Annotated in this window: 19 protein-coding genes; 13 read left to right on the forward strand and 6 right to left on the reverse strand. The window is 50.6% G+C overall.

The window, feature by feature from the left end:
- Positions 1–4: 4 nt before the first annotated feature.
- A complete protein-coding gene (locus F4Y64_08430) occupies positions 5–1,369 on the reverse strand; it encodes an ammonium transporter (GenBank protein MXX97621.1) in 1,365 nt (454 codons plus the stop codon).
- Positions 1,370–1,592: 223 nt separating this feature from the next.
- Complete coding sequence (locus F4Y64_08435; protein MXX97622.1) at positions 1,593–2,786, reverse strand: phosphofructokinase; 1,194 nt, start codon at positions 2,784–2,786, stop codon at positions 1,593–1,595.
- Between the two features lie 171 nt (positions 2,787–2,957).
- On the opposite strand from F4Y64_08435, the gene F4Y64_08440 reads away from it, so the two are divergent.
- The 7 genes from F4Y64_08440 (at position 2,958) to F4Y64_08470 (ending at position 8,101) form a co-directional block, all read left to right on the forward strand.
- Positions 2,958–3,380 (forward strand): hypothetical protein, encoded by a 423-nt coding sequence (locus F4Y64_08440; GenBank protein MXX97623.1) that lies wholly within the window; start codon positions 2,958–2,960, stop codon positions 3,378–3,380.
- Between the two features lie 91 nt (positions 3,381–3,471).
- Positions 3,472–4,053 carry an RNA polymerase sigma factor gene (locus F4Y64_08445; GenBank protein MXX97624.1) on the forward strand — a complete coding sequence of 194 codons (582 nt, stop codon included), beginning with the start codon at positions 3,472–3,474 and terminating at the stop codon, positions 4,051–4,053.
- A 16-nt stretch (positions 4,054–4,069) separates the two neighbouring features.
- Positions 4,070–4,405, forward strand: a complete 336-nt coding sequence (locus F4Y64_08450; GenBank protein MXX97625.1) for a hypothetical protein — start codon at positions 4,070–4,072, stop codon at positions 4,403–4,405.
- Entirely contained in the window at positions 4,402–4,842 is a 441-nt protein-coding gene (locus F4Y64_08455) for a hypothetical protein (GenBank protein ID MXX97626.1), read from the forward strand. The genes F4Y64_08450 and F4Y64_08455 overlap by 4 nt, the downstream gene beginning before the upstream one ends.
- 10 nt (positions 4,843–4,852) lie before the next feature.
- On the forward strand, positions 4,853–6,118 hold the full coding sequence (locus tag F4Y64_08460) for an efflux RND transporter periplasmic adaptor subunit (protein MXX97627.1): 1,266 nt from the start codon (positions 4,853–4,855) through the stop codon (positions 6,116–6,118).
- Between the two features lie 5 nt (positions 6,119–6,123).
- Entirely contained in the window at positions 6,124–6,846 is a 723-nt protein-coding gene (locus F4Y64_08465; protein ID MXX97628.1) for an ABC transporter ATP-binding protein, read from the forward strand.
- A 37-nt stretch (positions 6,847–6,883) separates the two neighbouring features.
- Positions 6,884–8,101 carry an FtsX-like permease family protein gene (locus tag F4Y64_08470; GenBank protein ID MXX97629.1) on the forward strand — a complete coding sequence of 406 codons (1,218 nt, stop codon included), beginning with the start codon at positions 6,884–6,886 and terminating at the stop codon, positions 8,099–8,101.
- A gap of 234 nt (positions 8,102–8,335) precedes the next feature.
- Here F4Y64_08470 and F4Y64_08475 read toward each other — a convergent pair whose 3' ends face one another.
- Entirely contained in the window at positions 8,336–8,521 is a 186-nt protein-coding gene (locus F4Y64_08475; protein MXX97630.1) for a histone H1, read from the reverse strand.
- Between the two features lie 375 nt (positions 8,522–8,896).
- Entirely contained in the window at positions 8,897–10,360 is a 1,464-nt protein-coding gene (locus F4Y64_08480) for an aminotransferase class I/II-fold pyridoxal phosphate-dependent enzyme (protein ID MXX97631.1), read from the reverse strand.
- A 143-nt stretch (positions 10,361–10,503) separates the two neighbouring features.
- On the opposite strand from F4Y64_08480, the gene F4Y64_08485 reads away from it, so the two are divergent.
- The 3 genes from F4Y64_08485 to F4Y64_08495 all read left to right on the forward strand — a co-directional run bounded on the left by F4Y64_08485 (position 10,504) and on the right by F4Y64_08495 (position 13,099).
- On the forward strand, positions 10,504–11,925 hold the full coding sequence (locus tag F4Y64_08485; GenBank protein ID MXX97632.1) for an aldehyde dehydrogenase family protein: 1,422 nt from the start codon (positions 10,504–10,506) through the stop codon (positions 11,923–11,925).
- Between the two features lie 252 nt (positions 11,926–12,177).
- On the forward strand, positions 12,178–12,432 hold the full coding sequence (locus F4Y64_08490) for a hypothetical protein (protein ID MXX97633.1): 255 nt from the start codon (positions 12,178–12,180) through the stop codon (positions 12,430–12,432).
- A 205-nt stretch (positions 12,433–12,637) separates the two neighbouring features.
- Positions 12,638–13,099 carry a RidA family protein gene (locus F4Y64_08495; GenBank protein ID MXX97634.1) on the forward strand — a complete coding sequence of 154 codons (462 nt, stop codon included), beginning with the start codon at positions 12,638–12,640 and terminating at the stop codon, positions 13,097–13,099.
- Here F4Y64_08495 and smc read toward each other — a convergent pair.
- Complete coding sequence (gene smc, locus F4Y64_08500; GenBank protein MXX97635.1) at positions 13,050–16,586, reverse strand: chromosome segregation protein SMC; 3,537 nt, start codon at positions 16,584–16,586, stop codon at positions 13,050–13,052. The two genes, F4Y64_08495 and smc, sit on opposite strands and share 50 nt — an antisense overlap.
- 106 nt (positions 16,587–16,692) lie before the next feature.
- Positions 16,693–19,320, reverse strand: a complete 2,628-nt coding sequence (clpB, locus tag F4Y64_08505; protein MXX97636.1) for an ATP-dependent chaperone ClpB — start codon at positions 19,318–19,320, stop codon at positions 16,693–16,695.
- Between the two features lie 969 nt (positions 19,321–20,289).
- Here clpB and F4Y64_08510 point away from each other — a divergent pair.
- The 3 genes from F4Y64_08510 to F4Y64_08520 all read left to right on the forward strand — a co-directional run bounded on the left by F4Y64_08510 (position 20,290) and on the right by F4Y64_08520 (position 26,201).
- Complete coding sequence (locus F4Y64_08510) at positions 20,290–21,600, forward strand: TolC family protein (GenBank protein MXX97637.1); 1,311 nt, start codon at positions 20,290–20,292, stop codon at positions 21,598–21,600.
- A 20-nt stretch (positions 21,601–21,620) separates the two neighbouring features.
- Positions 21,621–23,000 carry an efflux RND transporter periplasmic adaptor subunit gene (locus F4Y64_08515; protein ID MXX97638.1) on the forward strand — a complete coding sequence of 460 codons (1,380 nt, stop codon included), beginning with the start codon at positions 21,621–21,623 and terminating at the stop codon, positions 22,998–23,000.
- Between the two features lie 66 nt (positions 23,001–23,066).
- The gene (locus F4Y64_08520; protein MXX97639.1) at positions 23,067–26,201 is read left to right on the forward strand and encodes an efflux RND transporter permease subunit; all 3,135 of its coding nucleotides are present in this window, start codon (positions 23,067–23,069) and stop codon (positions 26,199–26,201) included.
- Positions 26,202–26,252: the final 51 nt, after the last annotated feature.

Genomic DNA, 26,252 nt, shown 5'->3' on the forward strand with positions numbered 1-26,252 from the left:
TGTTTTATTTGTTGCCGTTTTTGATACCATTGACGCGTGCAGGTGCCTCTGTCTCATGAAGCAGGACGGCCCCTTCTCCCGTTGCATATGCTTCTTCTCCATGCGCCACAAGATCCATCCCTAAGCCTTCATCAAAGGATTCAGCCCGCAAACCAACCACTAATCCAATCACCTTCAGAATGACATATGTCAAGCCGCCGCTATATACTGCAACGGCAGCAACGGACAAAGCCTGGATCCCAAGTTGTCCAAAATCCCCGCTGAAAAATAGCCCCTGAACATCTCCTCCAAATGCTGTTGTTGCCAACATTCCTGTCAATAATGCTCCCATAATTCCTCCCATACCATGGGCAGCAAACACATCCAACGAATCATCCAGGCTTGTTCTAGTGCGCCATTTGATGATAAAATAGCTCGGGATTACCGCAATTGCTCCCAGGATGATCGCTCCTCCGGGGCTCACGAATCCTGCAGCCGGTGTGATGGCCACCAAGCCAACAACAATGCCTGTGGCAATGCCAACGGCCGTAACTTTTCCCGTGGTAAACTGATCCAACAGAGTCCAGACAAAAACACCGGCTGCCGGTGCAAGCAATGTATTGACAAGCGCCAGAGCAGCAATCCCATCTGCTGCAAGCGCACTCCCACCATTAAATCCAAACCATCCAAACCAGAGAACACCAGCCCCCAGAAGTACGAAGGGGACATTATGAGGCAGAAGTGCTTCCCGCCCATAATCCTTGCGCGGGCCCAGCACCCGTGCGGCCACTATCGCTGCAATTCCTGCATTTACATGGACAACTGCACCCCCGGCAAAGTCCAAGGCACCGAGTTCACCGAGCCATCCACCTCCCCACACCCAATGGCACACTGGTGCATAGACGATCAACCCCCAGAGACCAATGAATATGACATAAGGGATAAATTTCATTCGCTCAACAACTGCACCAGATATGAGCGCGGCAGTAATGATGGCAAACGTTCCCTGAAATCCCATGAAAAGCATGTCCGGGATTGTACCATTGGGATCCAACCCAACACCGCTTAGAAAAGCCATTGAGAGATCGCCAAACCAGGCATTCCCTGAGCCAAATGCAAGCGAATATCCAGCAATTGCCCACAGTGTGCCGGAAACCCCCAGAGCCACAAAGCTCATCATCATTGTATTGAGTGCATTCTTCGAACGGACAAGCCCGCCGTAAAAGAACGCCAGCGCGGGGGTCATCAGCAAAACAAGAGCCGTGGAAATCAGCAACCACGCCGTATCTGCACCGCTGATAGAAGCTACTGCATCTGCTTCTTGGGCAAAAGCTGAGAAAGGCATCAGCAGACCCAATCCTGCCAATGCATAAAGTTTTTTATAAGGCATTGTTTTCCAGATTTATTAAGGACGAAGCAAGTAAAGACCGCAATAATTTAGGAAAAATAATTACAATAGCCAAACAATTCAGGAAATTTTTGTGTTTTTCCGACTGTTTTTAAGAAAAATTGTTTACTTTCGGGGGGACAGACAACCCCGCAAGTCTTGACATGCACCCAGTGAAACCGTCTGCCGCTTTGGTCTACTCCGTAAAGGGGTGGGCTGTGAGTCCTTAATCGGAGTTCATGATGAACAGAGGGGCATCCTGGAGATCCTTGAAATTGGGACGAAGCCGCTCAACATTATAGAATTTTTCAATATCCACCACTTTGTGTGGTCCGTTAATGACTTCCATCGAGATATTTCCATACACCCCATTACGAATATTCACCAAACGCCCCGATGTGCCTTCCAGAATTAAATCCAGAGCTAAATTACCATACGCCATCGGTACGACAGAATCCAAGGCATCCGGCACTCCACAACGCACCAAATATCCCAGTCGCTGATTCACAACATTGATCCGTTTACCCTGATTATAAGTTGGTGATCGCTCCTTCAATTCTTTGCCAACCCGATCTCCAATTCCTCCTAGCTTCGCGTGCCCGTACTGGTCCTTCTCAGATCCCAGAAAGGACATCTCATCATCCCCTCTGATTTTTGCCCCCTCAGAAACCAATACGACAGAGTAGCGGCTGGGATGTCGATTCCGATCGTAGACCATCAGGTCCGTTAATTTATCCATATTAAAATCGATTTCGGGTATCACACAGCGATCCGCTGCACCAGCCATTGCTGGCAAAAGTGCCGAATAACCCGCATAACGACCAAAAACTTCAATGACCAGAAAGCGCTCATGTGACCCTGCGGAGGTCCGCAGCGTATTGGCCAATTCAATCGTCCTGGTCACGCATGTACCGAACCCGATACAATAATCCGTACCGGGCACATCATTGTCCATGGTTTTAGGGATTGCCACGACCTTCACACCTTCTTTGTGTAAGCGGTAACCATAGCTAAGCGTGTCATCTCCCCCAATTGGGATGAGATAATCAATGCCAAGGTATTCAATGTTCGAGAGTACTGCGGCGGTGACATCATTAATCTCATCCTTGAACTGATCCCGCAAGTGTGCCGGCAGCGTACTCTTCGGCAGGTGGCTTGGCCGCGTGCGTGAGCTATGTAAGAATGTCCCCCCTGTGCGTGCAGCTGCATTCACTATGGACTCCTTAAGTTCTTGCACACTTCCTGAGTTGTCCACCTCGGGATCCTGAACAAGATCGACCAGTCCTGCCCATCCTCGCTTGATTCCGAGTACCCTGTATCCTTCACGTAGTGCACGAACGGTGACAGCACGAATTGCCGGGTTCAATCCCGGCACATCGCCACCACCGGTAAGGATTCCGATTGTACCTTTGTAGGCCATGATGAATTGTATTTCAGTAGGTTGATTTCTTCGAAAATTACGACACGACAGGCAATCGGTTACACCGCTTACAAAATGATAATCTTGGCAAATCCGTTTTTCGCGCAAATTCGGGAAGATTTTTTCTGATGAATCGTCTAAGCAGCTAAAGAATTTGATATTTTTCAACTCATGCGTCGTACATCCTACTTCCCGTGCTTTATTCTGCTCTTGAGTGGACTACTTTTTGTCCAGAGTGGTTTCGCCCAGCGAGGACCACGGGGGCCACGCATTAACTCACCAGAAATGCAGGAGACCCTCGTTGACACACTGATCTCCACGCTTGAGGTTGCGGATGAACTGGTCCCAGCGGTTCGTGCAATCTTGGAAGCTCGGACAAATTCTTTGATGGCACTTCGCCCTGAGCCCGGCGGAGGTCGCGGCCAGTTTCAAGCTATGCGTGCCAAACGTCAGGCAATCAACCAGGAAACCGAAACCGCACTTGCAGCGCTTTTGACGCCTGAGCAAATGACCTCGTACCGAAAATTTATGGACGATCAGTCCCGAGAACGAAGACAACAAATGCGTCGCAGAAATCAAGAGGATCGCCCATAACCTCTACTTTTGATTATGGATAGATCCGCTTGCCGTTGGGAAAAGGACACCGAAGAAATGGTCTCGTGTCAAGGAAAAATGAACTGTAACGTTGAGTCGTGAAAAAGTGGGAACCATTTCTTCAGATGAAATCTTGCTTGACCGCGCACGAAAAGGAGATCAGAATGCATTTCGTGAGATACTTGAACAACATCAACATACCGTGGCTCGTACCGTCGCGGGTATGCTTGGCAACACCTCTGAAGTGGATGATGTGGTTCAAGTCGTCTTCATTCGATTTTATAAAACACTTCACCGGTTTCGCGGAGAGGCAGCCTGTCGTACTTACCTCACACGGATTGCGATTAATGCATCCCTTGATGTTCTTCGACGACGAAAAAACCTGCGTTCACGATTCATCAGCCGGGATGATGAAAAAATGATGCTTCCTGAACCTGGAGCCTATGATTCTGAATCAGAACGCTTTGATCGGATACAACTCATTAATTCAGCGATGAATCAACTTAAACCCCACCACCGTGCAGTCGTTGTGCTTCGGTTGATTGACGGATACTCCGTTATCGAGACTGCCGAACTACTTGGAATCGCCCAAGGTACGGTAATGTCCAGACTGAGCCGTGCGACCGCTCATCTGCGCACGATCTTAGGCCCCATCCTTGAAGAAGAGAATTAGACATGTCACTCGTCCCATGAAAGATCCTCGCTTACATACCTTACTCCAGGAGGCGGCGGAAATCAATGCTGAATTCAATACTCAGCCGTTCCTTCCTGATCGAATCATGCGAAAGGTCCGAACAATCAACCCGTCGGAAGAGCAGTTTTTTCAAATGATCTGGTTTGCTTTCAAGCCCGTCATCCTCGCGAGTGCACTTTTTGTCTTGGGGTTTCTCTCCTACAACACATTTATCAGCCGTAGCTATGAGGTCCCCCCGACAACGACAGAAATTGTCTTCGGCCTGCAGCCTCTGACACTTACGACCGCCTATTCCACAGATTTGGACGAATCCCCGTCAACAATCCCATGAGTACTCGTGTTAAATCGTTGGTCGTCCTTGGATGTACCTTAATTATTGGAATTGCCATTGGTATCCTAGGAACCAGTACGTGGCAACATCGTCGGAACGTCGCTCTGTCTGAAACTCGAATTCAAGGTGGACTGACGCGTCACATTGAACGAGTCATTGATTTTCAAGATAAAGAACAGCTCGCTGAAGTCAGAACCATTGTGCGCCGTGCTGAACGATCATTGATGCAACAACGCCGACGTGCAATCGATAGTCTGGCCGTTCACCGCCAGATCTTAATTGCAGACCTGCAACAAGTTCTCACCCCAGAGCAATGGCAGCGCCTTGAAGCTTGGCTGGATCGAGAGCAAAAGCACCGAAGAGACCGACGAGATCGATCATCCAGTCAGCGCCGCTCGTCGCGAAAGAATTCTTCAGACCAAAAACCCCAATATTAATCTAACTCCGATGCGATTCTCTATCATCGTAACCGCTATTGTGATTACCGGTGCCTCACTCTGGTATTTCAACCGGGGCTCCGCTGAGCCTGTCAGCCCTTACCGGTTCGTGACACTTGAAGAAGGCGATCTTGAATCTGTTGTTGCAAGTACCGGGGCACTGGATGCTGTGACAACGGTCCAGGTTGGCACCCAAGTTTCTGGCATTATTGCCAGCATTTATGTCGACTTCAATGACCGCGTGTATGAGGGGCAAGTGATCGCCCGGATTGATACTACACTCCTGTGGAGTGCCGTGCGTGATGCGGAATCCAATTTGGAACGAAATCAAGCGCAGCTCCGACAGGCCCAGCGGGAGCTGGAACGGTTACAACCCTTGTACGAGCAACAATTCGTGACCGAGGTAGACTATTACCGGGCACAGTACGACCTAGACATTGCTAATGCAGCGACCAATAGTGCAGAAATCAGCTTGGATCGTGCTCGGCAAAATCTGAGTTATGCTACGATCATAGCTCCGATCTCTGGGACGGTCATCGAGCGCAATGTAGATGTTGGCCAGACGGTGGCAGCTAGCTTTTCAGCACCTCAGCTTTTTCTGATTGCTGACGACCTCTCTCGTATGGAAATCCTTGCGTCCGTTGATGAGAGCGACATCGGGCAGATCCAAGAAGGACAATTCGCGCGATTCACCGTACAGGCATATCCTGATGAAATGTTCACCGGAATAGTCCGGCAGGTACGTCTACAATCAACGGTAGAAGAAAACGTGGTGAATTACACTGTCGTCGTTGACGTTGAAAATCCAGACGGACGGCTTTTGCCCGGCATGACAGCCACCGTCGATTTCTTGATCGAATCTGCTAACAACGTTCTCAAACTTCCCAATGCTGCACTGCGTTTTCGGGGTACTCCACAAATGTTTGAAACCCTCCGTGCACGCAGAGAGGCAGCGGGGGGAGATAGATCTGAAGGCAATCCGAGTCCGGGAAATGGCAACCGCCCTAACAATGGCAGCACATGGAGCGGTGCTGGAGCAGGTAGCTTCGGAGGAGGTGCGAATAATTTTACTATGATCTGGTATCTGGATGAAAATAACGAACTGATGGCCGTTCCCGCACAAACTGGAATCACGGACGGCCAGATGACCGAGGTGTCCAGCGCACGCCTTCAGCCCGGCCTGCAAGTCATCGCGGGAGTCACACAACAGGAAGGCGAAGACTCAAACAACCCATTCCAACGCGCCCAGCAACGTTTTCGTCCAGGAGGATTTTAGTCCACATGGAAAGTGAACTGGTGATGCGAACGCAGGGATTGACCAAGGTTTATACCATGGGGAAGACCGAGGTCCACGCCCTGCAAGGGGTTGACCTGACAGTCGAACGGGGCGAAATGATTGCAATCGTGGGGGCTTCCGGCTCGGGAAAATCTACTCTGATGAATATCATCGGTTGCCTGGATTACCCTACATCAGGGACCTACTTTCTGGATGATGTACATGTAGAGAATTTGTCTCGCAACCAATTGGCCGATATTCGAAACAGCAAGATTGGCTTTGTCTTTCAGGGTTTTAACCTGCTTGCCCGAACGACTGCTCTTGAAAATGTTGAGTTACCTCTTCTCTACGACCGATCCCGGCGCAAAATTCGAATTCGGAAAATGGCTGAAGAAGCTCTCGAGCGCGTTGGACTTGGGGATCGCATGGACCATGAACCTAACGAACTCTCGGGTGGTCAGCAACAACGCGTCGCTATTGCGCGTGCACTGGTAACCAATCCATCCATCCTCTTGGCCGATGAGCCAACCGGCAACCTCGATAGCCATACTTCCATTGAAGTGCTAACCCTCTTTCAGGAACTTCATAACCAGGGAATGACGGTGCTGCTCATCACCCACGAATCTGACGTGGCGAATTGTACGCAACGTATCATTGAGTTGCGTGATGGCAAGATCATTCAGGACAAACGTATTCAGTCCGTCAAAGCACATGAAATTGCCCTATAGAAACTGAGCGAAGTATCCGACCCTATCTTATCTATCCATGAAAGCTTCAACACTCGTCAAGGTTGCCTCCCAGAGCATTTTGAAAAACAAAATGCGCACACTCCTGACCATGCTAGGAATCGTCATTGGTGTTGGCGCCGTCATTGTTATGGTCGCTATTGGACAGGGTGCACAATCCCAGATCCAAGAGCAAATCAATACTCTGGGGACCAACATGATCGTTGTTACTCCGGGAGCCAGCAACCAGGGTGGTGTGAGTCGGGGTGCACAAAGTTACAACCGTCTCACTGTCAAGGATTTCGAAAAAATTAAACGAGAGAGTCTGATCGTTTCTGCGGTTTCGCCGGTTGTGTTTAGCCGAACACAGGTTATCGGAGGTCAAGGAAACTGGCGTACAACCATCAATGGAGTCTCAACGGATTATCAGATTATCCGGAATTGGGATCTTAAGTATGGCAGTTTCTTTGACCAAAGTGAGCAGCGTCAGATGCGACGTGTCATCGTATTAGGGCATACCGTAGCAGAAAACCTCTTCCCTGGTGAGGACCCAGTCGGACTGACCGTGCAGGTACGTAACGTTCCCGTACAGGTCATTGGCGTCCTCGAACCCAAGGGGCAAACTGCCAGCGGCACGGACCAGGATGATGTGATTTTTGCTCCCTACACGACGGTTCAGACCCGACTTAGCGGATGGAGTCGCATATTTCAGATTCTAGCTAGCACACCTTCCTCGCGTGATATTCCCGCGGCACAAGAAGAAATCCGGGCTATTATGCGGGAATCTCATGGTCTAGCGGAATTTGCTGAAGATGACTTCACGGTACGCAATCAGAACGATCTCGCTGCAGCCGAACAGGGAACCACGGAAGTTATGACTATGCTGTTGGCCGCGATTGCCTCCATCTCACTCCTCGTCGGAGGAATTGGAATCATGAACATAATGCTCGTTTCCGTAACCGAGCGTACCCGTGAAATCGGGATTCGCATGGCCATAGGTGCCCGCGGACGGGATGTGCTGACCCAATTTCTGGTTGAGAGCATTGTCATGAGTGTGTTGGGCGGCGCAATTGGGGTTGGGATTGGCTTTGCTGGCTCAAGCATATTGAGCCAGTTGACGGGATGGAATACCGTCACCTCACCTACCACCATCATGATTGCTCTGGCGTTTTCGGCAGGTGTCGGCATCTTCTTTGGCTTCTATCCTGCGCGCAAAGCTTCCGCGCTGAACCCGATTGAAGCACTCCGTCACGAATAATCGTACTACCCCCTCTGCTCTCCTCTCCGAGAGGGTACAACCCAACTTCCCCACCAGTCTCCCGCGGAGCTGCCTGATGGAACCCGTGCACACAGGGGGCAGCCCCAGCGGAAAAAGCGGAACGGACACCGCGGAGGTAGCGCACGTCGCACCTCCAAATCAAACGCTTTCGACCAACCAAGCAATCAGTCCTTTGAACCGAGGAAGATACCTGCGAGGAGGCCAAGTGCTTTCTTAACCCGCCTTCCTGCTGTTTCTTTCCTCCTGCACTTCCTTACGGATCGTGTTGGCAAGATTTCTCAAGTCCAACATGGCTCTACGAACGCGAGCACCCGCTGCATCTACCTCTTTGTCATGAAACTTGGTGAAATCGGATTCAATGCCATCAACGATGGTCTTAAGCTCACTATATCTGTTCATCGTGGTTTGATTGGTAAAACGTTTGGTTATGAAAACTGTGTGATTTAGAGTTTCTTCCCAGAATAAAACCCACCAATTGGGGTTAATCCTCTGAGCATCTGCTCTCAAAGGTGGAATATACGCAATCTGTTCAATATGTAACCAAATTCCAGCTCTTTACGGAGCTGGAATAAAAAATGATCTTATGTCGGAAGATACCAGCACGGTCCTCCAACATATGGATTGCCGAATTCATGGAAGCTGCTTCCGTGGCGAGCCGCTGCAGCGGCAATGGAATTTTCCGGTACATGAAGTTCTCACTCCCATCACGCGGTAGATAGACACGCTTAACTCTCCTATCCACCCATCACAACATCTGGACTGGAAAATACTCGGTCAGTCTGAAGATTCGTCTTGAATCAAACTCTCCATGCCGAATTTCGAGATGTTCTCCAATGTCTCGCGTACCTCGTTCCAAGTCGTCGAGTAGTTGATGACGCACATCCTGAGCGCTAGCATTCCGTCGAGGCGCGTTGATGATATGAACGCATGGTCTTCCCAGAATACTCGGGCGAGTACGGTCTTGTTGATTGTTTCCAACTGATACTTGTCAAGATCGGCGTTCTCGGGATTGACGCGGAAGCACGCAATTCCCAGTGCTACAGGTGCCAACATCTCTAAGACAGTACTCTCCTCAACATATCCCCCAATTCGATGCGCAAGATCCATCCCATGCAATTGGGCATTCCGGAATGCAGTCATACCGAAGGTCTGAACGGACATCCAGATCTTTAATGCCCTAACGGAGCGACTAAGTTGCAACCCTCTATCCGAAAAATTTGGATGACCAGCACCCCAGATCGTGTCCTGAAGAATATCACACTTGCCGACAAACACCCGCTCAAGAGTACTTAAATCCTTCACCATTAGGCCCCCTACTTCATAGGGTTGGAAAAACCACTTATGTGCGTCCAGTACAATTGAATCTGCACGCTCAATTCCACGCATGATATTCCTACCTTCCTCGGTCACGATGGCAAAGCCTCCATGAGCGGCATCAACGTGAAGCCATATTTCCTGGGCCTCGCAGTAGTCCGCCATCGCTTCCAGAGGGTCGACAGCCCCACAGCTGGATGTACCGGCGTTCGCACACACCGCAATGGGGCTGAATCCAGCAGCCCTGTCCTCGGCCACCTTCTCAGCAAGCGCATCCATGTCCATGCGGAAACGCCCGTCGGTCGGAATCATACGAATACATTCTGGACGAAGACCTATAATCCTAGCTGCTTTGATGAGCGCACTGTGGCCCTGGTCACTCATATATAGAGTGCCCCGTTCCGGATTGCCCGCCGCCTCCCGGGCCGCAACTAGACCATCCAGGTTTGCCGCCGACCCCCCGCTCGTCAACACACCTCCCGCATTTTCCGGATAGCCAATCCAGCACCGAAACCAATCAACTACGACAAGTTCTAACTGGCTCGGACCACTCGAAATCAACCAGGAGCTCTGGTTGATATTAAATCCGGCAACCATGAAGTCAGCCAAGACTCCAGGCCAAGTGGGCTGGGAAGGAATAAATCCAAAACAACGCGGATGGTCTAAACTCAGTGCCGCCGGAAGGATCTCTTGTGCGGCCTCGTCTATCACTTGCGAGGCCGAACGGCTCTCCTCGGGTGGAGGCTTCATCAATTGATCCTCAAGGTCTCGCCGGAATTCTCCTGCCCAAGCACCTTGTCCAGGCAAATTCTCGATGCGCTGCACTACCAGCTCTGCCGTTTGGCGTGCAAGTGATAGCATCTGTTCCGGCGACATCCGGAGATCACTTCCGATTCCATCATTACCATCTGTTACTTTGTCCATCAAATGCCCTCGTAGGCTAAATAGGCTGGATTAAGAAAACGGTGTGGATACAAACACAAAAATACAATAAACAACTGACCCAGCACTATATTTATAGCTTCGGCACGAAACACTAATATAGGAAACCCTGAATGAGCTCAACGATGAAACCATTCCACCTCGTCATCAACGGCAAGAAGGTCCCTACCGGGCGATGCTTTGAAGTATTGAATCCCGCCACCGAACAAGTAGCCGGACTTGCATCACTGGCAAGAAAAAAGGATCTGGATGATGCCGTGCGATCTGCTCAGATGGCGTTCGAAAAATGGCGTGAAGTGCCCGAACCCGAGAGACAGGCGGCATGCTTGGAAATTGCATCAAAAATTGAGGCAAATGCCGAGGAACTTGCTCATATCTTGACCGCTGAACAGGGCAAGCCTCTAAACGGACTTGGCTCACGATGGGAAGTCGGCGGCGCCATAGCTTGGACCCGCTATACAGCCAGCCTTTCCCTTCCGGTGAAGGTTCTCCAAGACAACGACCAGGGCAGGGTCGTGCTTCACCGCAAGCCAATCGGTGTTGTGGGCTCCATTACTCCCTGGAACTTTCCACTCATGATCGCGATCTGGCATATCGTTCCTGCTGTTCTCTCAGGCAACACGGTAGTGAGCAAACCCTCTCCTTTTACGCCTCTGTCAACGCTGCGCCTGGTTGAACTCATGAACGAAGTGTTGCCGGAAGGCGTTGTCAACTGCATCTCAGGAAAAGACAGCTTAGGTGCCGCAATGACAACGCATGAGGGGATCGGCAAAATTGTTTTCACCGGTTCCTGCGCAACTGGCCGGAAAATCATGGCGAACTCGGCGGAAACCATGAAGCGACTGACTCTCGAACTCGGTGGGAACGACGCTGGAATCGTTCTTCCAGATGTTGACCCAAAGCAGATTGCCGAAGGGCTTTTCTGGGGTGCATTCATTAACAGCGGCCAAACCTGTGCCGCGTTGAAACGTCTTTACGTACATAATGACGTGTACGACGGGGTCTGTGGGGAATTAGTTAATCTCGCCCGAAAGATGAAGGTCGGCGAGGGTACAAACGAGGATGTTGTTTTGGGACCGATTCAAAACCGCAAGCAGTACGACATTGTGTCCGACCTAGTGCAAGACGCGAAGTCCAAGGGACGTGTACTCTTGGGCGGAGATCCCGGAGAAATACAGATGGAAATGGGTGGAAAGGGATATTTTTTTCCGCTCACGATCATAGCCGATTTGGAAAACGGAGACCCTCTAGTTGACGAGGAGCAGTTCGGACCCGTCCTGCCGATTATCCGCTATCATCGGACCGAAGAGGCAATTGAGAAGGCAAACGACAATCCAAATGGCCTCGGAGGTTCGGTCTGGAGCCAGAACATAGAAAAGGCGAGAGAAATTGCGAACCAAATGGAGTGCGGATCGGTCTGGATAAACAAGCATGGAATGATCCAGCCCAACGCTCCCTTCGGCGGAGTAAAACGCTCTGGCTTCGGGGTCGAGTTCGCAGAGGAAGGTCTGAAGGAGTACACGGATATTCAGGTTGTCTTCTCCTGAAGTGTCCCGACACCACAATCCCTGCCCTGCATGGTAACTGGCGATTTCCCATACCATTTTTCGAGACCCTGATTTTTTAAATACAATTCGCTTTAGGAATTCGCCTCACTGTAATCGGGGGAGTATCTCCACGTTTCCAATCTATTTGCTATATTAGTCCCAATCGGTAGTAGCGATCTGCCAAATGTTTGGCTCAAAACCGTATATTCGTGACTACTGGCACATAAAAACATTCCAACAACTTTGGTTACAATGAAATTTACCTACGTTCTTTTTCTCACACTCGCTCTGCTGATCACCGCTTGTGGTGGTTCTGATACTTCCACGGATATGGACAGTGACGCAGAAATGCACGAAGATGGTGCTATGATGGATGACGGCGATGCCATGGAAATGGAGGCTGACTCTGCTGATGCCATGGAAATGGAGGCTGATACGACCGATATGATGGAGGAGGCAGCAGAAGAGGAAGCAATGGAAGAGGAGAGTGAAGAAGCTGAAGAGTAGTTGTCCGTATCGTTTCAGATATGGATTGTTGCTCCGGCCCCACACAGTGGGCGCACTGAACTGACGTTTGAAAGTGTGCAAGGTGTATCGCTTGACCCGTTCTGGGTCCAAGTCGGTGTGCTGTGATTGATCTGAGGATGTGATCGTGTGGGTGACCGGCTGACGTCGCAAATGCTCCGCGTTATAGCGCCTTGAGCATGCATCTATGAAGGCTCAAAACCCGTCGCTTGTGCCCTTTCGGCAATGGGCAACCAGCGATTCTCCATGGGAATCAAAGTACGGATACGCGCGGGCGGTAAGAAATTTTCAACATATTTTTGTTTCGGGTACGACAGCAGTTACCCCCGAGGGTAGTGTAGTCGGCGAGGGTGATGCCTACGCACAAACCCAGTATATCTTTTCCGTCATTGCGGAAGCCCTTCACGAGCTAGGGACATCCCTGACAGATGTGGTTCGTACACGGATCTATGTTGTGGATATTGATTCCCACGCGGAGGCAGTCGGCAAAGCGCACGGTGAGATCTTTGAATCCATCCGCCCTGCCGCTACCATGGTGGGCGTTGCTGGGTTGATCGCACCTGAATTACTGGTTGAAATTGAGGTAGATGCCGTCTTGCCTACTCTCCCAGAGCCACAGCTTCCTCAAAACGTACACTCACTAGACTAGAAACCCCCTCCTCCTGCATTGTGACCCCATATAGACGATTCGCCATCTCCATGGTTCGCTTGTTGTGAGTGACAAGAATAAACTGCGTCTCCGAAGAGAAACGGTGGATCATCCGCATAAAATGATCTACATTGGCATCGTCCAGGGGAGCGTCCACTTCGTCCAGGAAACAGAACGGACTCGGTTTAATCAAATAAATTGCAAACAAGAGAGCAATCGCGGTGAGTGTTTTTTCTCCGCTGGATAGCTGTGCAATACTGACGGGACGCTTTCCACTTGGCCTTGCTATGACTGCAATGGGGGATTCCAGAACATCATCCGGCTCCGTCAGGTCAAGTTCGCATTTCGCCTTCTCTCCAAAAAGCTCACAGAAGAGTTTCTGGAAATTTTCCCGAATTAAAACATAGGTATCAAGAAACTGCTTTGATGCCGTGCGATTGATTTCTTTGATGGTCTGTACGAGTATCTTTTCTGCCTCCTCCAGGTCTGAACGCTGCTCCATCATGAATTCCAGTCGCTCATTCTGTTTGTTGTATTCTTCAAGCGCTAATGCGTTAACATTGCCCATCGACTGCAGCTTACGCTCGGTCTCCTGGATCTCCTCTCTGAGAACCACATCGTCGACCTCCTCAAACTCTGGAATTCCAGAAAGCTCAATCTGATATTCCTCCCCCGCACGAACCTGCAGATCTTCCCTTCGTGCTTTAACTGCACTGTATTTTATCTGTACATTCGTCTCTTCTTCTTTTGCTTCCTGAAACGATCTTTGTGCTTTGCGTACGTGTTCATTAATCCGCTCCAGTTCAATTCGCAATTCGCGCTCCCGAGAGCTATCCTGAGTGTTAATCTCGTCCAAATCTTTGCGACAGGTACGTTCTATTTTGAGCTGCTCCGTCAACTCACTGACTTGAACAGACGCATCCTGCTGCATCTGCACTAATGCAGCATGGTCTTCGTCATGCACCTCTGCCTGATTATCCAGACGTAACTGCTCCTGTTCTATACGCTGTAAATCCCCTTCAAGGCTCTCACGTTTGGCCACGGCTTGCACTGCAGCCGTGTGGGCATTCAGGCATGCATTCTGCATTTCTTCCAGCTGCCTCCTCCACGATTGAATTTTTTTATCCATAGACTTGACGCTCGCTTCCGCCTCGGAGAGTTTTTCATCGATATGGATGAGTTGACCGCCGCCCGGCTGCGCCTCCTCTTCCAGGTTTGCGATCTCCCTTGCAATCTGGTCCTGCCTGCGTTCAAGCACCGCAAGTTGACCTGATCCCAGTTCTCGAATCTGAGCATTTCTCTGAGCGGCATGATCGGCTTCCGAATACAGCCGCTCCACCTCACGAGTCTGAGCAATCACTTTAGATAAGCCGATTTGACTCTGTTCTTCACGCAGTCCCGCAAGGGTAGATTTTGCATGATCAACCTGTATCTGAAGCTCCGAATAGGCATCTTTTGCTGCCCGCAGACTATCACGCCGGGATAGATGTGAATAGGTTCCTCCCTCCTCGCTTCCACCTGCGTAAAGAACACCGCGTCCATCAATCCATTCCCCCTGTGGAGTGATATATCGATATGCTTTCCCCCCTTTTTCATCGAGCAAATACCGCGCCCTGTCAAGAGATTCAACAAGTACCACATCCTGAAGCAGAAGCTCAGCAACCGGTCTGTAGACCTCGTCACGGGGTGTAACATAGTTTAGTAAGGCACCCGGCGGGTGTTCAGGGGAGTCTGGTAGAAGCGGAATATTCTCCAAGACAATGAAATAGGCACGCCCCATATCTTCTGAACGTAGTTGCTCAGCAGCCATCTTGGCGACACATTCCGTGTCTACGACAATACAGCCCCCATACGGCTCGAGGGCAGCTGCCAGAGCTGCCGTGTATTCAGAGGTACAAGTAATCAGATCACTCAGCGTGGTAACCTGGATATCCTTTACTTCTGTGAGTAGATGTCGAACGGCATCGGGAAAAAAATCATAGGTGTTTACCAGGTCCTCCAAGATCTTAACCTCTGCACGCTTGGCAGCAAGTTGCCTCTCCACCCGTCCCGCTTCTTCTTCTGCGCGGGAAATTTCTCTCTCCAGCGCTGCATGTGCAACTTCAGCTTTCTGGCGTGCAACCCGCGCATGATCAAGTTTTTCTCGTGCTTCTTCGAATGCATTTTTAGCATCTTCAGCCGCCCTAGAAGCATTTCTGTTTGCTATCTCTTCGGACTTCCACGCGTCTTCAAGCCTATTCTGCTCTTCTTGCAAATGGGTAATCCGCCCCTGTAGACGGTCAGAATGACGCTGATGGTTGAGCTTTTGCTGATCAAGGTTCTTTACCGTTTCCTCAAGAGCTTTACTCTGGAGTTCAAACGCCTTCAGTTGTTCTCGCACGATATCTCTGTCGGTAGAAGCTTGATTCAGAAGCTGAGCCGTTTTGTCCGCTTCCGAGAGTGCATCCGAGAGTTCTCTTTCTGTCGATTCCCGCTGCTTTGCCAACACCTCTCGTTCGACGACTGCTGCTTCGCGCTCCAGCCCTAATCTGTCAAGGTTCTGTGCAATCGTTTGCTGATTTGCCTCCTCCAATCGCAGATCTCCCTCGAGTTTAATGATCCGTTGTTCATGCTCAACAAATGCCTGTCGATTTCTTTGCGCCCTCTTTTCCTCCGCAACAAACCTTGTGCGCAGCGCTTCGAGCTGCGCCTCACTGGCCCGTACTTGAGCAGTTAGACCGGCACAGGTATCTGAAATCTTGATGATCTCGTCTTCAAAATTTTTCTCTTCCGTCAGTAAACGGGAGTACTCAAGCTTGAACAGGTTGATCTGAGCGGTGCGCAATTCCGCTTTGTAACGCAAGTAGCGTTCTGCAATTTTTGCTTGCCGTTTCAGGCTCCGAACCCGCTTGGAAATTTCATCCGTCAGATCCCGGACCCGTGCAAGGTCCGACTGCATCTGATCAAGTTTACGAAGTGCGTCCCCTCTTCGCTTCTTGTATCGCGTGATACCCGAAGCTTCCTCAAACAGCCGACGGCGATCCTGAGTGTTTTCAGATAAGATTTCATCAATCATCTTCAACTCAATGACCGAGTAAGCTCCCGCCCCCATTCCGGTATCGGTAAAGAGATCCGTAATGTCTCGGAGCCGGCACTCCACACCATTGAGCAAATACTCCGCCTCTCCAGAACGGTACAGACGTCGTCCCAGGATCACTTCCGAGTACTCGAGGGGCAGTACTCCGCGATTATTTGCAATGGTCAACTGTACTTCCGCAAGCCCGACCGCACGTCGGCTGGTCGTGCCGTTGAAAATAACGCTGTCCATTTTACCCGACCGTAGTACACGGGCACGCTGCTCTCCGATCACCCAACGTAGAGCATCTACAATGTTTGATTTTCCACAACCATTCGGACCGACAATCGCGGTGATTCCAGGATCAAAATGTAAATCCGTTACGGAGACAAAGCTCTTGAAACCCTGAATGGAAAGCTTCTTCAGATACATGCTTTTTGTTCAATGAGAATGGCCGGTATTTCGATACCGGCCATCCCACGGGCTTCAAATATAGGACAAGATCTCCAATGATCCCGCGATTAGTGAAAAAATCTTATCATGCACCCACTCCTTCTTCCGCAGCTAAGGGCTCTGTTTCCATCACGAGCCCGCTGGCATCCGGTGCTATATCTAATGTCACGATCTGACCTGCCGAGATCCAGCCGGACAGAATCTCTTCTGCCAGTTTATTTACGACCTCGCGCTGGAGCAGGCGCTTGACCGGGCGAGCTCCAAATGCCGAGTCGAACCCTGCCTCTGCCAAATAATCTCTGGCACCGTCTGTCAGCCGAAGCGATATACCATGACTCTCCAATGCCAGTTGCTGAATCCGGGCAAACTGAATCATTACAATCTGGCGGATAGCCTCTTTGTCAAGTGGATTGAACAGCACAATTTCGTCAATGCGATTCAGAAATTCTGGACGCACACTCGCTTTCAACAGATCCATAATCTCACGCCTGACTTCCTGAGCATTAAACGAGGTCCCCGCCTCAATTCGCTGACGAATCAAGTCACTGCCTAGGTTACTAGTCATGATGACAATTGTATTCTTGAAATCTGTCGTACGCCCCTTGTTATCAGTCAGACAGCCTTCATCCAGGACCTGCAACAGGATATTAAATACCTCAGGGTGTGCCTTTTCGATCTCATCCAATAGCACCACGGCGTAAGGGCGCCGCCGAACCCTCTCGGTCAACTGGCCTCCCTCTTCGTAGCCGACATAACCTGGCGGTGCACCGATCAATCTACTTACGGTATGGCGTTCCTGATACTCACTCATGTCAATTCGTATCAGTGCTTGCTCATTATCAAAGAGGAATTCAGCCAATGCTTTGGCCAGTTCGGTCTTGCCAATCCCAGTGGAGCCAAGGAAGATGAAGGATCCTATGGGCCGTCCCTGCTCCTGGAGCCCTGCTCGCCCTCTTCGTACCGCGTGGGCAATGGACTGAATTGCTTCATCCTGACCCACCACGCGACACTTCAACTCATCCTCGGCCCGAAGCAACTTGGTACGTTCGCTTTCCATCATCCGAGAAACCGGGATACCTGTCCACTTGGAAACAATCTCGGCAATATCTTCCGCATCCACCTCTTCCTTCAGGAGTGCCCCATTTCCCTGCACCTCCTGGAGTCGGGACTGGGTCTCGTGGATCCGATTCTCTAGCTCTGGGATCGTTCCGTGGCGAATTTTTGCTACTTCCTCATACTTTCCCGCACGAACGAGCGCCTCATCTTTAATGCGCAACTCTTCAATCTTTTCTTTTGCTTCCCGGATCTCCGAGATGAGCTTCTTCTCTTCATCCCACCGAGCACGCAGACTCCCCCTTTCTTCCGTCAGATTCGCAAGTTGCTCCTCAAGTGCGGCGAGTTTTTCCTTGTCCTTCTCGCGCTTGAGTGCCTCACGTTCAATTTCCAATTGCCTGATCTGACGCTCCAATGTATCCAGCTCTTCGGGAAGGGAGTCAATCTCCGTTCGGAGACGCGCCATCGCTTCGTCAACCAAATCAATCGCTTTGTCCGGCAGATGGCGATCTCCGATATACCGGTTACTTAATTGAACGGCAGAAATAATTGCCGCATCGTTGATCCGTACCCCATGGTGCACTTCGTAGCGCTCACGGATACCGCGCAGAATTGAAATGGCATCATCCAGTTGAGGCTCACTCACCATCACCGTCTGAAATCTTCGCTCCAGTGCTTTGTCTTTCTCGAAATACTTTCGATACTCATCCAATGTCGTTGCGCCGATAGCACGCAAATCGCCCCGTGCCAAAGCTGGCTTCAGGATATTTGCTGCATCCATCGCGCCTTCCGCCGCACCGGCCCCTACTAGCGTATGGATTTCATCAATGAAGAGCAGGATCTCTCCGCTCGCATCCGTGACCTCCTTGACCACGGCTTTCAGCCGATCTTCGAACTCCCCACGATACTTGGCACCTGCAATCAGCGCACCCATGTCTAGTGCATGTAACCGTCTGGATTTTAATCCTTCGGGAACGTCTCCCTGTACAATTCGGATCGCAATCCCCTCTGCAATTGCCGTCTTCCCTACCCCTGCTTCTCCAATCAGGATGGGATTATTTTTTGTCCGCCGTGACAAGATCTGCAGTACACGTCGGATCTCTTCATCACGCCCAATCACGGGGTCAATTTTACCAATCTCTGCTAATTCGTTGAGATTCCTTGTGAAGCGTTCGAGAGCCCGGTAGCTATCTTCAGCATGCTGATCTGTCACGCGCCGGTTCCCGCGAACGCTCTTGAGTACTCCTAGGATTGACTTTTTTGTAATCGCCCGACGGGCCATCGCCTGACTTACGGAGCCATCGGTTGCGGCCAAGGCAATCAGTAGATGTTCACTGCTTACAAAATCATCTTTTAACGATTTGGATTCTTTGAGGGCCTGATCAAACATCTGCTTCGTCCCACTGGTCAAGTAACCTCCTTCAACCGATGATCCTGTGACCACCGGCAGGTTTGCAAGCAGCTGATCCACCTCACCTTCCAGCCCTTGAAGATCTGCCCCTAGTCGCTGCATGATGGTGAATCCAATGCTGTTGGGATCTGTCAAAAATGCTTTCAACAGATGGGCTGAATCCAGCCCCTGATGGTTATTGCCTGCGGCAATTTCCAGCGCCTTCTGAACGGTTTCACGCGCTTTGACTGTATAGTTATTTAGATTCATTGTGTTGTATGTCGTTTTGTCAGTATGTTTTCTTACGTACACAAGAATCCAAAAGTATTCCACAGCCCAGAATAGTGACAACTTGTCCTATCTGACCTTCAGATCCGCACAGAAGACGGACAATTACAGGGGGATTCGGCATGAATACCGCGTCCCACTGCCAATTTCTGGAAGAATCTAGCCGGTATACATCTCCAACCATACATGATTTAATCTCCCCGATCTCAGGAGCAATCAATACGTCACCTGAAATGAAAAACATGCACTTCAATTCGACCTACCAAAATCTGTCGGGATACAGCGTGGCACAAAACAGAGACTTACACAAAGTTCATCTTGTTCGCACGCTCGGAACTTATTAAGTTATATTGATGTCTCAGCCTCTCAACCATGGTGAGTGCCCTCGTTTTGGGTAATGATTGCTGCGATGCGAACCCAACGCCTAATGCCCGTAGTATTTAGCCTGAGTCTGCTACTCAGTGCTGTAGGACCTTTGTTACAGACAAACTGCTCCCGAGGTGACCACAACTCGCACGCACCTGTGGACCATCATTCCGCAGAAAAGCATTCCCATACTTCCACGCACGGACAGGACCTCCCCTGCGTACCCGACAGCGATTCGATACCCACGAAACCTGTACCGTGTCCACAGCACGCTGCACCTTGTTGTGTATTTCAAGCAGTGCCTACCACTAAGTTGGCAACCGTACTGTTTGAATCTTCTCGGATTTTATCGGGTGAACTGATGCTGTCTCGCCTCCCCAATACCTTATCTGACGTGGATTCCAGGGCAAATTTATTTAGGCCCATCTTTGCACCACAATGTTCTGCCTGTCCCCTTCCCTCTGATAGGCAAGCTGTTCTCAGCACCTTTCTGATCTGATAGGCTTCTGGTTGCGCCTGTTTCATGGGGGTACGTTTGCTACACCTCCGTGTTGATGCACAATTAGATCTATTGCTCAGGAAGTCATGAAATTAATCCAACTCGCTGGCGTAACCTGCGTCAGCCTACTTTTACTCTTATTGCCAATCCAAGTCCGTGGCCAGGATCCACCTGATGCACCGGCTGATACATTGCTACACCTTGGCGATCTCTTGGCAGAAGTACGAACACATAATCCGTCGCTGCAGGCGTCACACCTGGAGGCACAGGCACTCGCTTTACGAAGCGGGCAGGTGTCCGAACTTCCGGACCCATCCGTGACAATCGCCTACCGGCCTGTGCCCATCCTTACCGCGCGCGGTACCATACGCAGCCAGTGGAGTATAGAGCAAGAAATCCCCTATCCCGGCAAATTGGGACTTCAGGGATCCATCGCAGATCTAACTGCGGAAATCAAAAGCTTTGCAACCGCGAACCTTGAAGAAGACCTTCTACTCCAGGTCAAGCATTCCTACTTTGAACTCTACCGCATCCAACAGCAGGAATTACGTATTCTTGCCTTCAAGGACAGACTCCAAAACTTTGAAGAAGCCGCTGCAACGCGGTATGAAGTGGGTGCCGGTGTTCAACAAGCGATTCTGAAAACGCAGCTAGAGAAGAATTCTCTGTCCCGCTTGCAACTCGAGCTATCCATAGAACGACGTACGGCGACTGAGACTTTGGCCCGTTTGTTGAATCGTCCCATATCCACCGAATCCAAAGTCACCGTAACTGCCGAGGCTCCGTCCTATGTCGAGTTTGATGCAATTTCACTACTTGAGGTAAGCCTCAATCACCGGCCCGAAGTTAACGCTCTGGGCACGGCCGCAAAACGTGCCGACGAAGAAATTGCACTGGCACGCAAACAGTTCAAACCTGACTTCCGGTTTGGTATCACTTATTTCGATGTAGGCCGTGCTGATGTACCATCCACGGCGACAGGCCGTGATGCCATCGGAATCAACGCAACAATAAACATACCACTACGACGCAACGGACTGCGAGCTCGGCTAGAAGAAGCCCGTGTGCGTCGCAGCCACGTCCATGCCCGGCAAGAAGCTCTAAATACCTCCCTTGCGACTCAGGTTGCAGACCTGATACATCAATTACGCGAGGAAGCACGGCAACTGGAGCTCTTTGAGGATGCTCTGATCCCTCTGGCTGAAACTGCGCTCCAAGCCACCCTCAATTCTTACACGACGGGACGCACCGATTTCCTGGACCTGCTTGATTCGGAGCGCACACTGTTTTCACTCGGCATGAGCTACGACAATACACTTGCCCGCTATCTCCAGACAACCGCCACACTTGAACGGACACTCGGCGTGGACTCACTTGCTGATCTGATCACTCACTAGATGCCTATACCAGCATCCGTATGACCCCAATTGCCATGAATTTGCAACAACATTTCAAACCGGTATGGATTCTTTTGCTTCTCGTACTGATTCTCGTCTGTGGCTTTTTCCTCGGGCGTATTTCAATTGACGAGGCAGTAATGGAATCTCAAGAATTACCTCCACCCGACCAAAGACAGGTTCTTTATTGGCAGGCTCCCATGGATCCAACGGAGATCTACGACCGCCCTGGCAAGTCGAAGATGGGAATGGACCTAGTTCCCGTCTACGAAGACGAGGATCGAATAGAATCTGACAGTACCATATCCATTGACCCTGCTATGGTGCAGAATATGGGGGTCCGAACCGGGTATGTCCAGCGATTGGATTTTACGCGCACTATCCGTACGGTGGGGGAGGTTCAATACGACGAAGAACGACTCTATTTGGTCAATACCAAGATTTCCGGGTGGATCGAAAACCTTTACGTCCATTTTGTGGGAGACCAAGTCCAAGCGGGAGATCCGATCCTTGAGATCTATTCACCGGAATTGGTCGCGACACAGCAAGAATATGTGCTGGCATTGAAAAACTTTCAATTGGTCTCCCAGAGCACCGTGCCCTCTGTTAGAGAAGATGCTGAGAAACTGCTGGCTTCCGCCCGTACGCGTCTTGAGTATTGGGACATTCCTGCGTCGGAAATCGAGCACTTGGCACAAACCGGTGAGGTCAGGAAAACAATTCTTCTCACAGCTCCGGCAACAGGAATCGTTGTAGCAAGAAATGCAATTGAAGGTGCACACGTTGAGGTTGGGGAAGATTTGTTTCGGATCGCCGATTTACGGACTGTTTGGGTGCATGCCAGCTTCTATGACAATGAAGTGCCGTGGATCAGCAATGGGCAGAGTGTCGAAATGGAATTGTCCTATTTGCCAGGTAAGACCTATGCTGGCAGGGTATCCTACGTGTACCCCTACCTGAGAGAGAGAGCCCGTGATGTCCATGTTCGTCTGATCTTCTCCAATCCCGACCTGGATCTAAAACCAGGCATGTATGCCAATGTGCAACTCCAGGGCAAGGTCATTCCTGATGCGGTCGTGGTGCCATCCGAGGCAGTCATTCGATCCGGAGCACGTGCTATTGTATTTATTGTCCATGGTGAGGGACGATTCGAACCCCGTGAAGTCCTGCTTGGCGAAGAAGGCGGGCCTGGCAACAACTATATCCGAATCCTACGAGGGCTGCAGGGAAGTGAGGAGATTGTGACTTCAGCCCAGTTCATGTTAGACAGTGAAAGCCGCTTGCAGGAAGCAATTCGCAAGATGCTTCAAGGAGAGACATCTATGGAATCAACGCCGGAGAACGCGGAAGCAAGCATGCCTTCGGAGATGGCCGACCCAGGAGAACATCTGCATCATTGAGATCGATCATGATGAATATTTCGCAAAATTTTAACACGCAACCCCGCACGCTCAACTAAGATCATCATGTTAGAAAGAATCATTGAGGGGTCGGTTAAAAACCGCTTCCTGGTCGTCCTCTTAACCCTTTTGATTGGAGCCGCCGGTGTGTACGCATTGGTTCAGACACCAGTGGACGCTATCCCTGATCTGAGCGACATTCAGGTCATTGTTCACACTGAGTATCCCGGGCAAGCTCCACAGGTCGTTGAAGATCAGGTTACCTATCCCCTGACAACCGCTATGCTTGCCGTCCCATTTGCAAAGGTCGTACGAGGCTATTCATTTTTTGGCTCGTCGTTCGTCTACATAATTTTTGAAGACGGCACCGACCCGTACTGGGCACGAAGCCGCGTATTGGAATATCTGAACTATGTAGGTGACCGACTTCCTAGCGGCGTAACCCCTGCATTGGGGCCGGACGCTACTGGTGTGGGGTGGGTGTTTGAATACGTACTTAGCAGCGATAACCGTCACGATCTCCAGCAGCTACGCGCCATCCAGGACTGGTTTCTTCGCTACGAGCTGATGAGTGTGCCGGGGGTGGCTGAGGTGGCCTCCATTGGAGGCTATGTGAAGCAATACCAGGTCGAGGTTGATCCCAACAAGCTCTTGGCTTACAATGTGCCGTTGTCCAAAGTTCGCACGGCCCTGCAGCGAAGTAACAGCGATGTGGGCGGTCGCCTGATTGAGATGGGCGAAACCGAATTTATGGTACGCGGCCTAGGTTACATCCAATCCATTGACGATGTGGAGAATACACCTGTCGGGGTGGATGAGAATGGCACTCCGATACTCATCCGTAACATCGCTCATGTACATCTGGGGCCCGAGTTGCGGCGCGGACTCATTGACTGGAACGGTGAGGGGGAAACCGTAGGCGGCATTGTCGTAATGCGCTATGGGGAAAACGCGCTCAAGACAATTGATGCTGTGAAGGAAAAATTGGAAGAATTAAAAAGAGGATTACCGGAAGGGATCACGATCCAGACTGCCTACGACCGCAGTGGCCTGATCAAACGAGCCATTACCAACCTCAAAGAAAAGCTGTTGGAAGAAAGCATCATCGTCGCACTCGTAATCATGCTATTCCTGCTGCACGTCCGAAGTGCCTTTGTAGTTATCATCACCCTGCCCCTGGGCATACTCATTGCATTCTTCGTCATGCACATCCAGGGCCTGAATGCCAATATTATGTCACTCAGTGGAATTGCCATCGCCATCGGGGCCATGGTAGACGCTGCGATCGTGATGGTAGAAAATGCCCATAAGCATCTTGAGCGCCATGCGGGAAAAAAGGATCGTTGGCGCATTGTTGTGGATGCGACCAAGGAAGTTGGCCCGGCACTTTTCTATTCGCTGCTGATCATCACACTTTCTTTCCTTCCGGTTTTCACTCTGCAGGCGCAAGAGGGGCGACTCTTCAAGCCCCTGGCTTTTACGAAGACATATGTGATGGCTGCCTCTGCCCTTTTGTCCATCACGATCGTCCCTGTCCTGATGGGATATTTTGTTCGTGGTAGAATCCTGCCCGAAAAGAAGAATCCACTTAGCCGCCTATTGATTGGGGCTTACCGTCCCGTGATTCAAGGCGTCCTTCGCTTCAGATGGTTGACGATTGTAGCCGCACTAATGATCCTCGGAGCCACGGCTTACCCGCTTGGAAAACTTGGCAGCGAATTCATGCCGCCTCTGAATGAAGGGGACCTTCTCTACATGCCTACAACAGATCCCGGTATCAGCATCACCAAGGCCAAGGAAATTCTGCAACAGACCGACAAGATTATCAAAAGTTTTCCCGAGGTTGAACACGTCATGGGCAAGGCTGGGCGGGCCGAAACGGCGACCGATCCGGCCCCGCTATCCATGTTAGAGACAACCATTACACTAAAACCGGAGCATGAATGGCGCGAAGGCATGACGATGGATCAACTCATCCGTGAACTTGATGACGCAATCAACTTTCCCGGTTTGACAAACGCATGGACAATGCCCATCAAGACTCGCATTGACATGCTCTCAACGGGAATCAAAACCCCCGTGGGCATCAAGCTCATGGGGCCGGACTTGACGGTACTTTCGAACCTCAGTCAACAGGTCGCTGCCGTGGTACAGACGATTCCTGGTACGCTGAGTGCGTTCCCGGATAAAGCCGTTGGAGGCAACTTTCTTGACTATAAGATCAACCGCGGAGAAGCTGCCCGATACGGGCTCACCGTAGGTGACGTACAGGACGTAATCATGTCGGCCATCGGGGGGATGAATATAACGCAGACCGTTGAGGGTCTAGAACGGTATCCGGTCAACGTTCGCTATAGCCGAGAACTGCGCGACAATTTACCGGCACTGAATCGGGTCTTGATTCCAACGCCCACAGGAGCCCAGATTCCGCTTAGTTATGTGGCTGATTTCAGTATTGTCAAGGGACCACCGGTGATCAAGAGTGAAAACGCGCGCAAGACATCCTGGGTTTACGTTGATATTCGTGATACTGATGTGGGTTCGTATGTGAGCCATGCCCGTACGGCCATCAACGAGCAGGTGATCTTCCCCGAGGGATACAGCATTGTCTGGAGTGGTCAATATGAGTATATCGAACGTGCCCGACAGCGCCTACAATTAGTCGTGCCCATCACCCTGCTTGTCATCTTTGTACTGCTTTATTTGAATTTTAAAAGTGTCACCGAAAGTTTGATCGTGATGCTGTCCTTACCGTTTTCGGTCGTTGGCGGAATCTGGCTACTTTATGTATTGGGTTATCATCTCAGTGTCGCGGTTGGTGTAGGCTTTATTGCGCTTGCGGGTGTCGCCGCTGAAACGGGAGTGATTATGCTGATCTACCTGAACCAGGCCTACAGGGAAAAGCTGTCGCAGGGACAGATGAATTCGCTGAAGGACCTTTATGATGCTATCATTGCAGGTGCTGTTGATCGTGTGCGACCTAAGATGATGACTGTCATTACCATCATGGCCGGGTTGTTACCCATCCTATGGGGCACCGGCACAGGTTCAGAAGTGATGAAGCGTATTGTCGCCCCAATGGTGGGCGGAATGATATCTTCGACAATTTTGACTCTTATCGTGATCCCGGTAATCTACTACCTGTGGAAAAGTCACGCGTTACGGCGACAGACAAAGGCGGACTCACTGATGAGAGCCTGAGGGGCTGATTGCCCTCTTGAAAACGTCGAATCCAAGGATAATTCAGTCGTT

This window comes from Rhodothermaceae bacterium, assembly GCA_009838195.1.
Lineage (GTDB): Bacteria > Bacteroidota > Rhodothermia > Rhodothermales > Bin80 > Bin80.

What these genes read in the sequence shown, in the direction of transcription:
- F4Y64_08490 (MXX97633.1), top strand. Translation starts at nt 12,178, where the DNA reads ATGAAATTTACCTACGTTCTTTTTCTCACACTCGCTCTGCTGATCACC.
- F4Y64_08470 (MXX97629.1), top strand. Translation starts at nt 6,884, where the DNA reads ATGAAAGCTTCAACACTCGTCAAGGTTGCCTCCCAGAGCATTTTGAAA.
- F4Y64_08430 (MXX97621.1), bottom strand. Translation starts at nt 1,369, where the DNA reads ATGCCTTATAAAAAACTTTATGCATTGGCAGGATTGGGTCTGCTGATG.
- F4Y64_08460 (MXX97627.1), top strand. Translation starts at nt 4,853, where the DNA reads ATGCGATTCTCTATCATCGTAACCGCTATTGTGATTACCGGTGCCTCA.
- F4Y64_08495 (MXX97634.1), top strand. Translation starts at nt 12,638, where the DNA reads ATGAAGGCTCAAAACCCGTCGCTTGTGCCCTTTCGGCAATGGGCAACC.
- F4Y64_08480 (MXX97631.1), bottom strand. Translation starts at nt 10,360, where the DNA reads ATGGACAAAGTAACAGATGGTAATGATGGAATCGGAAGTGATCTCCGG.
- clpB (MXX97636.1), bottom strand. Translation starts at nt 19,320, where the DNA reads ATGAATCTAAATAACTATACAGTCAAAGCGCGTGAAACCGTTCAGAAG.
- smc (MXX97635.1), bottom strand. Translation starts at nt 16,586, where the DNA reads ATGTATCTGAAGAAGCTTTCCATTCAGGGTTTCAAGAGCTTTGTCTCC.
- F4Y64_08440 (MXX97623.1), top strand. Translation starts at nt 2,958, where the DNA reads ATGCGTCGTACATCCTACTTCCCGTGCTTTATTCTGCTCTTGAGTGGA.
- F4Y64_08510 (MXX97637.1), top strand. Translation starts at nt 20,290, where the DNA reads ATGAAATTAATCCAACTCGCTGGCGTAACCTGCGTCAGCCTACTTTTA.
- F4Y64_08520 (MXX97639.1), top strand. Translation starts at nt 23,067, where the DNA reads ATGTTAGAAAGAATCATTGAGGGGTCGGTTAAAAACCGCTTCCTGGTC.
- F4Y64_08435 (MXX97622.1), bottom strand. Translation starts at nt 2,786, where the DNA reads ATGGCCTACAAAGGTACAATCGGAATCCTTACCGGTGGTGGCGATGTG.
- F4Y64_08485 (MXX97632.1), top strand. Translation starts at nt 10,504, where the DNA reads ATGAAACCATTCCACCTCGTCATCAACGGCAAGAAGGTCCCTACCGGG.
- F4Y64_08450 (MXX97625.1), top strand. Translation starts at nt 4,070, where the DNA reads ATGAAAGATCCTCGCTTACATACCTTACTCCAGGAGGCGGCGGAAATC.
- F4Y64_08475 (MXX97630.1), bottom strand. Translation starts at nt 8,521, where the DNA reads ATGAACAGATATAGTGAGCTTAAGACCATCGTTGATGGCATTGAATCC.
- F4Y64_08465 (MXX97628.1), top strand. Translation starts at nt 6,124, where the DNA reads ATGGAAAGTGAACTGGTGATGCGAACGCAGGGATTGACCAAGGTTTAT.
- F4Y64_08515 (MXX97638.1), top strand. Translation starts at nt 21,621, where the DNA reads ATGACCCCAATTGCCATGAATTTGCAACAACATTTCAAACCGGTATGG.
- F4Y64_08455 (MXX97626.1), top strand. Translation starts at nt 4,402, where the DNA reads ATGAGTACTCGTGTTAAATCGTTGGTCGTCCTTGGATGTACCTTAATT.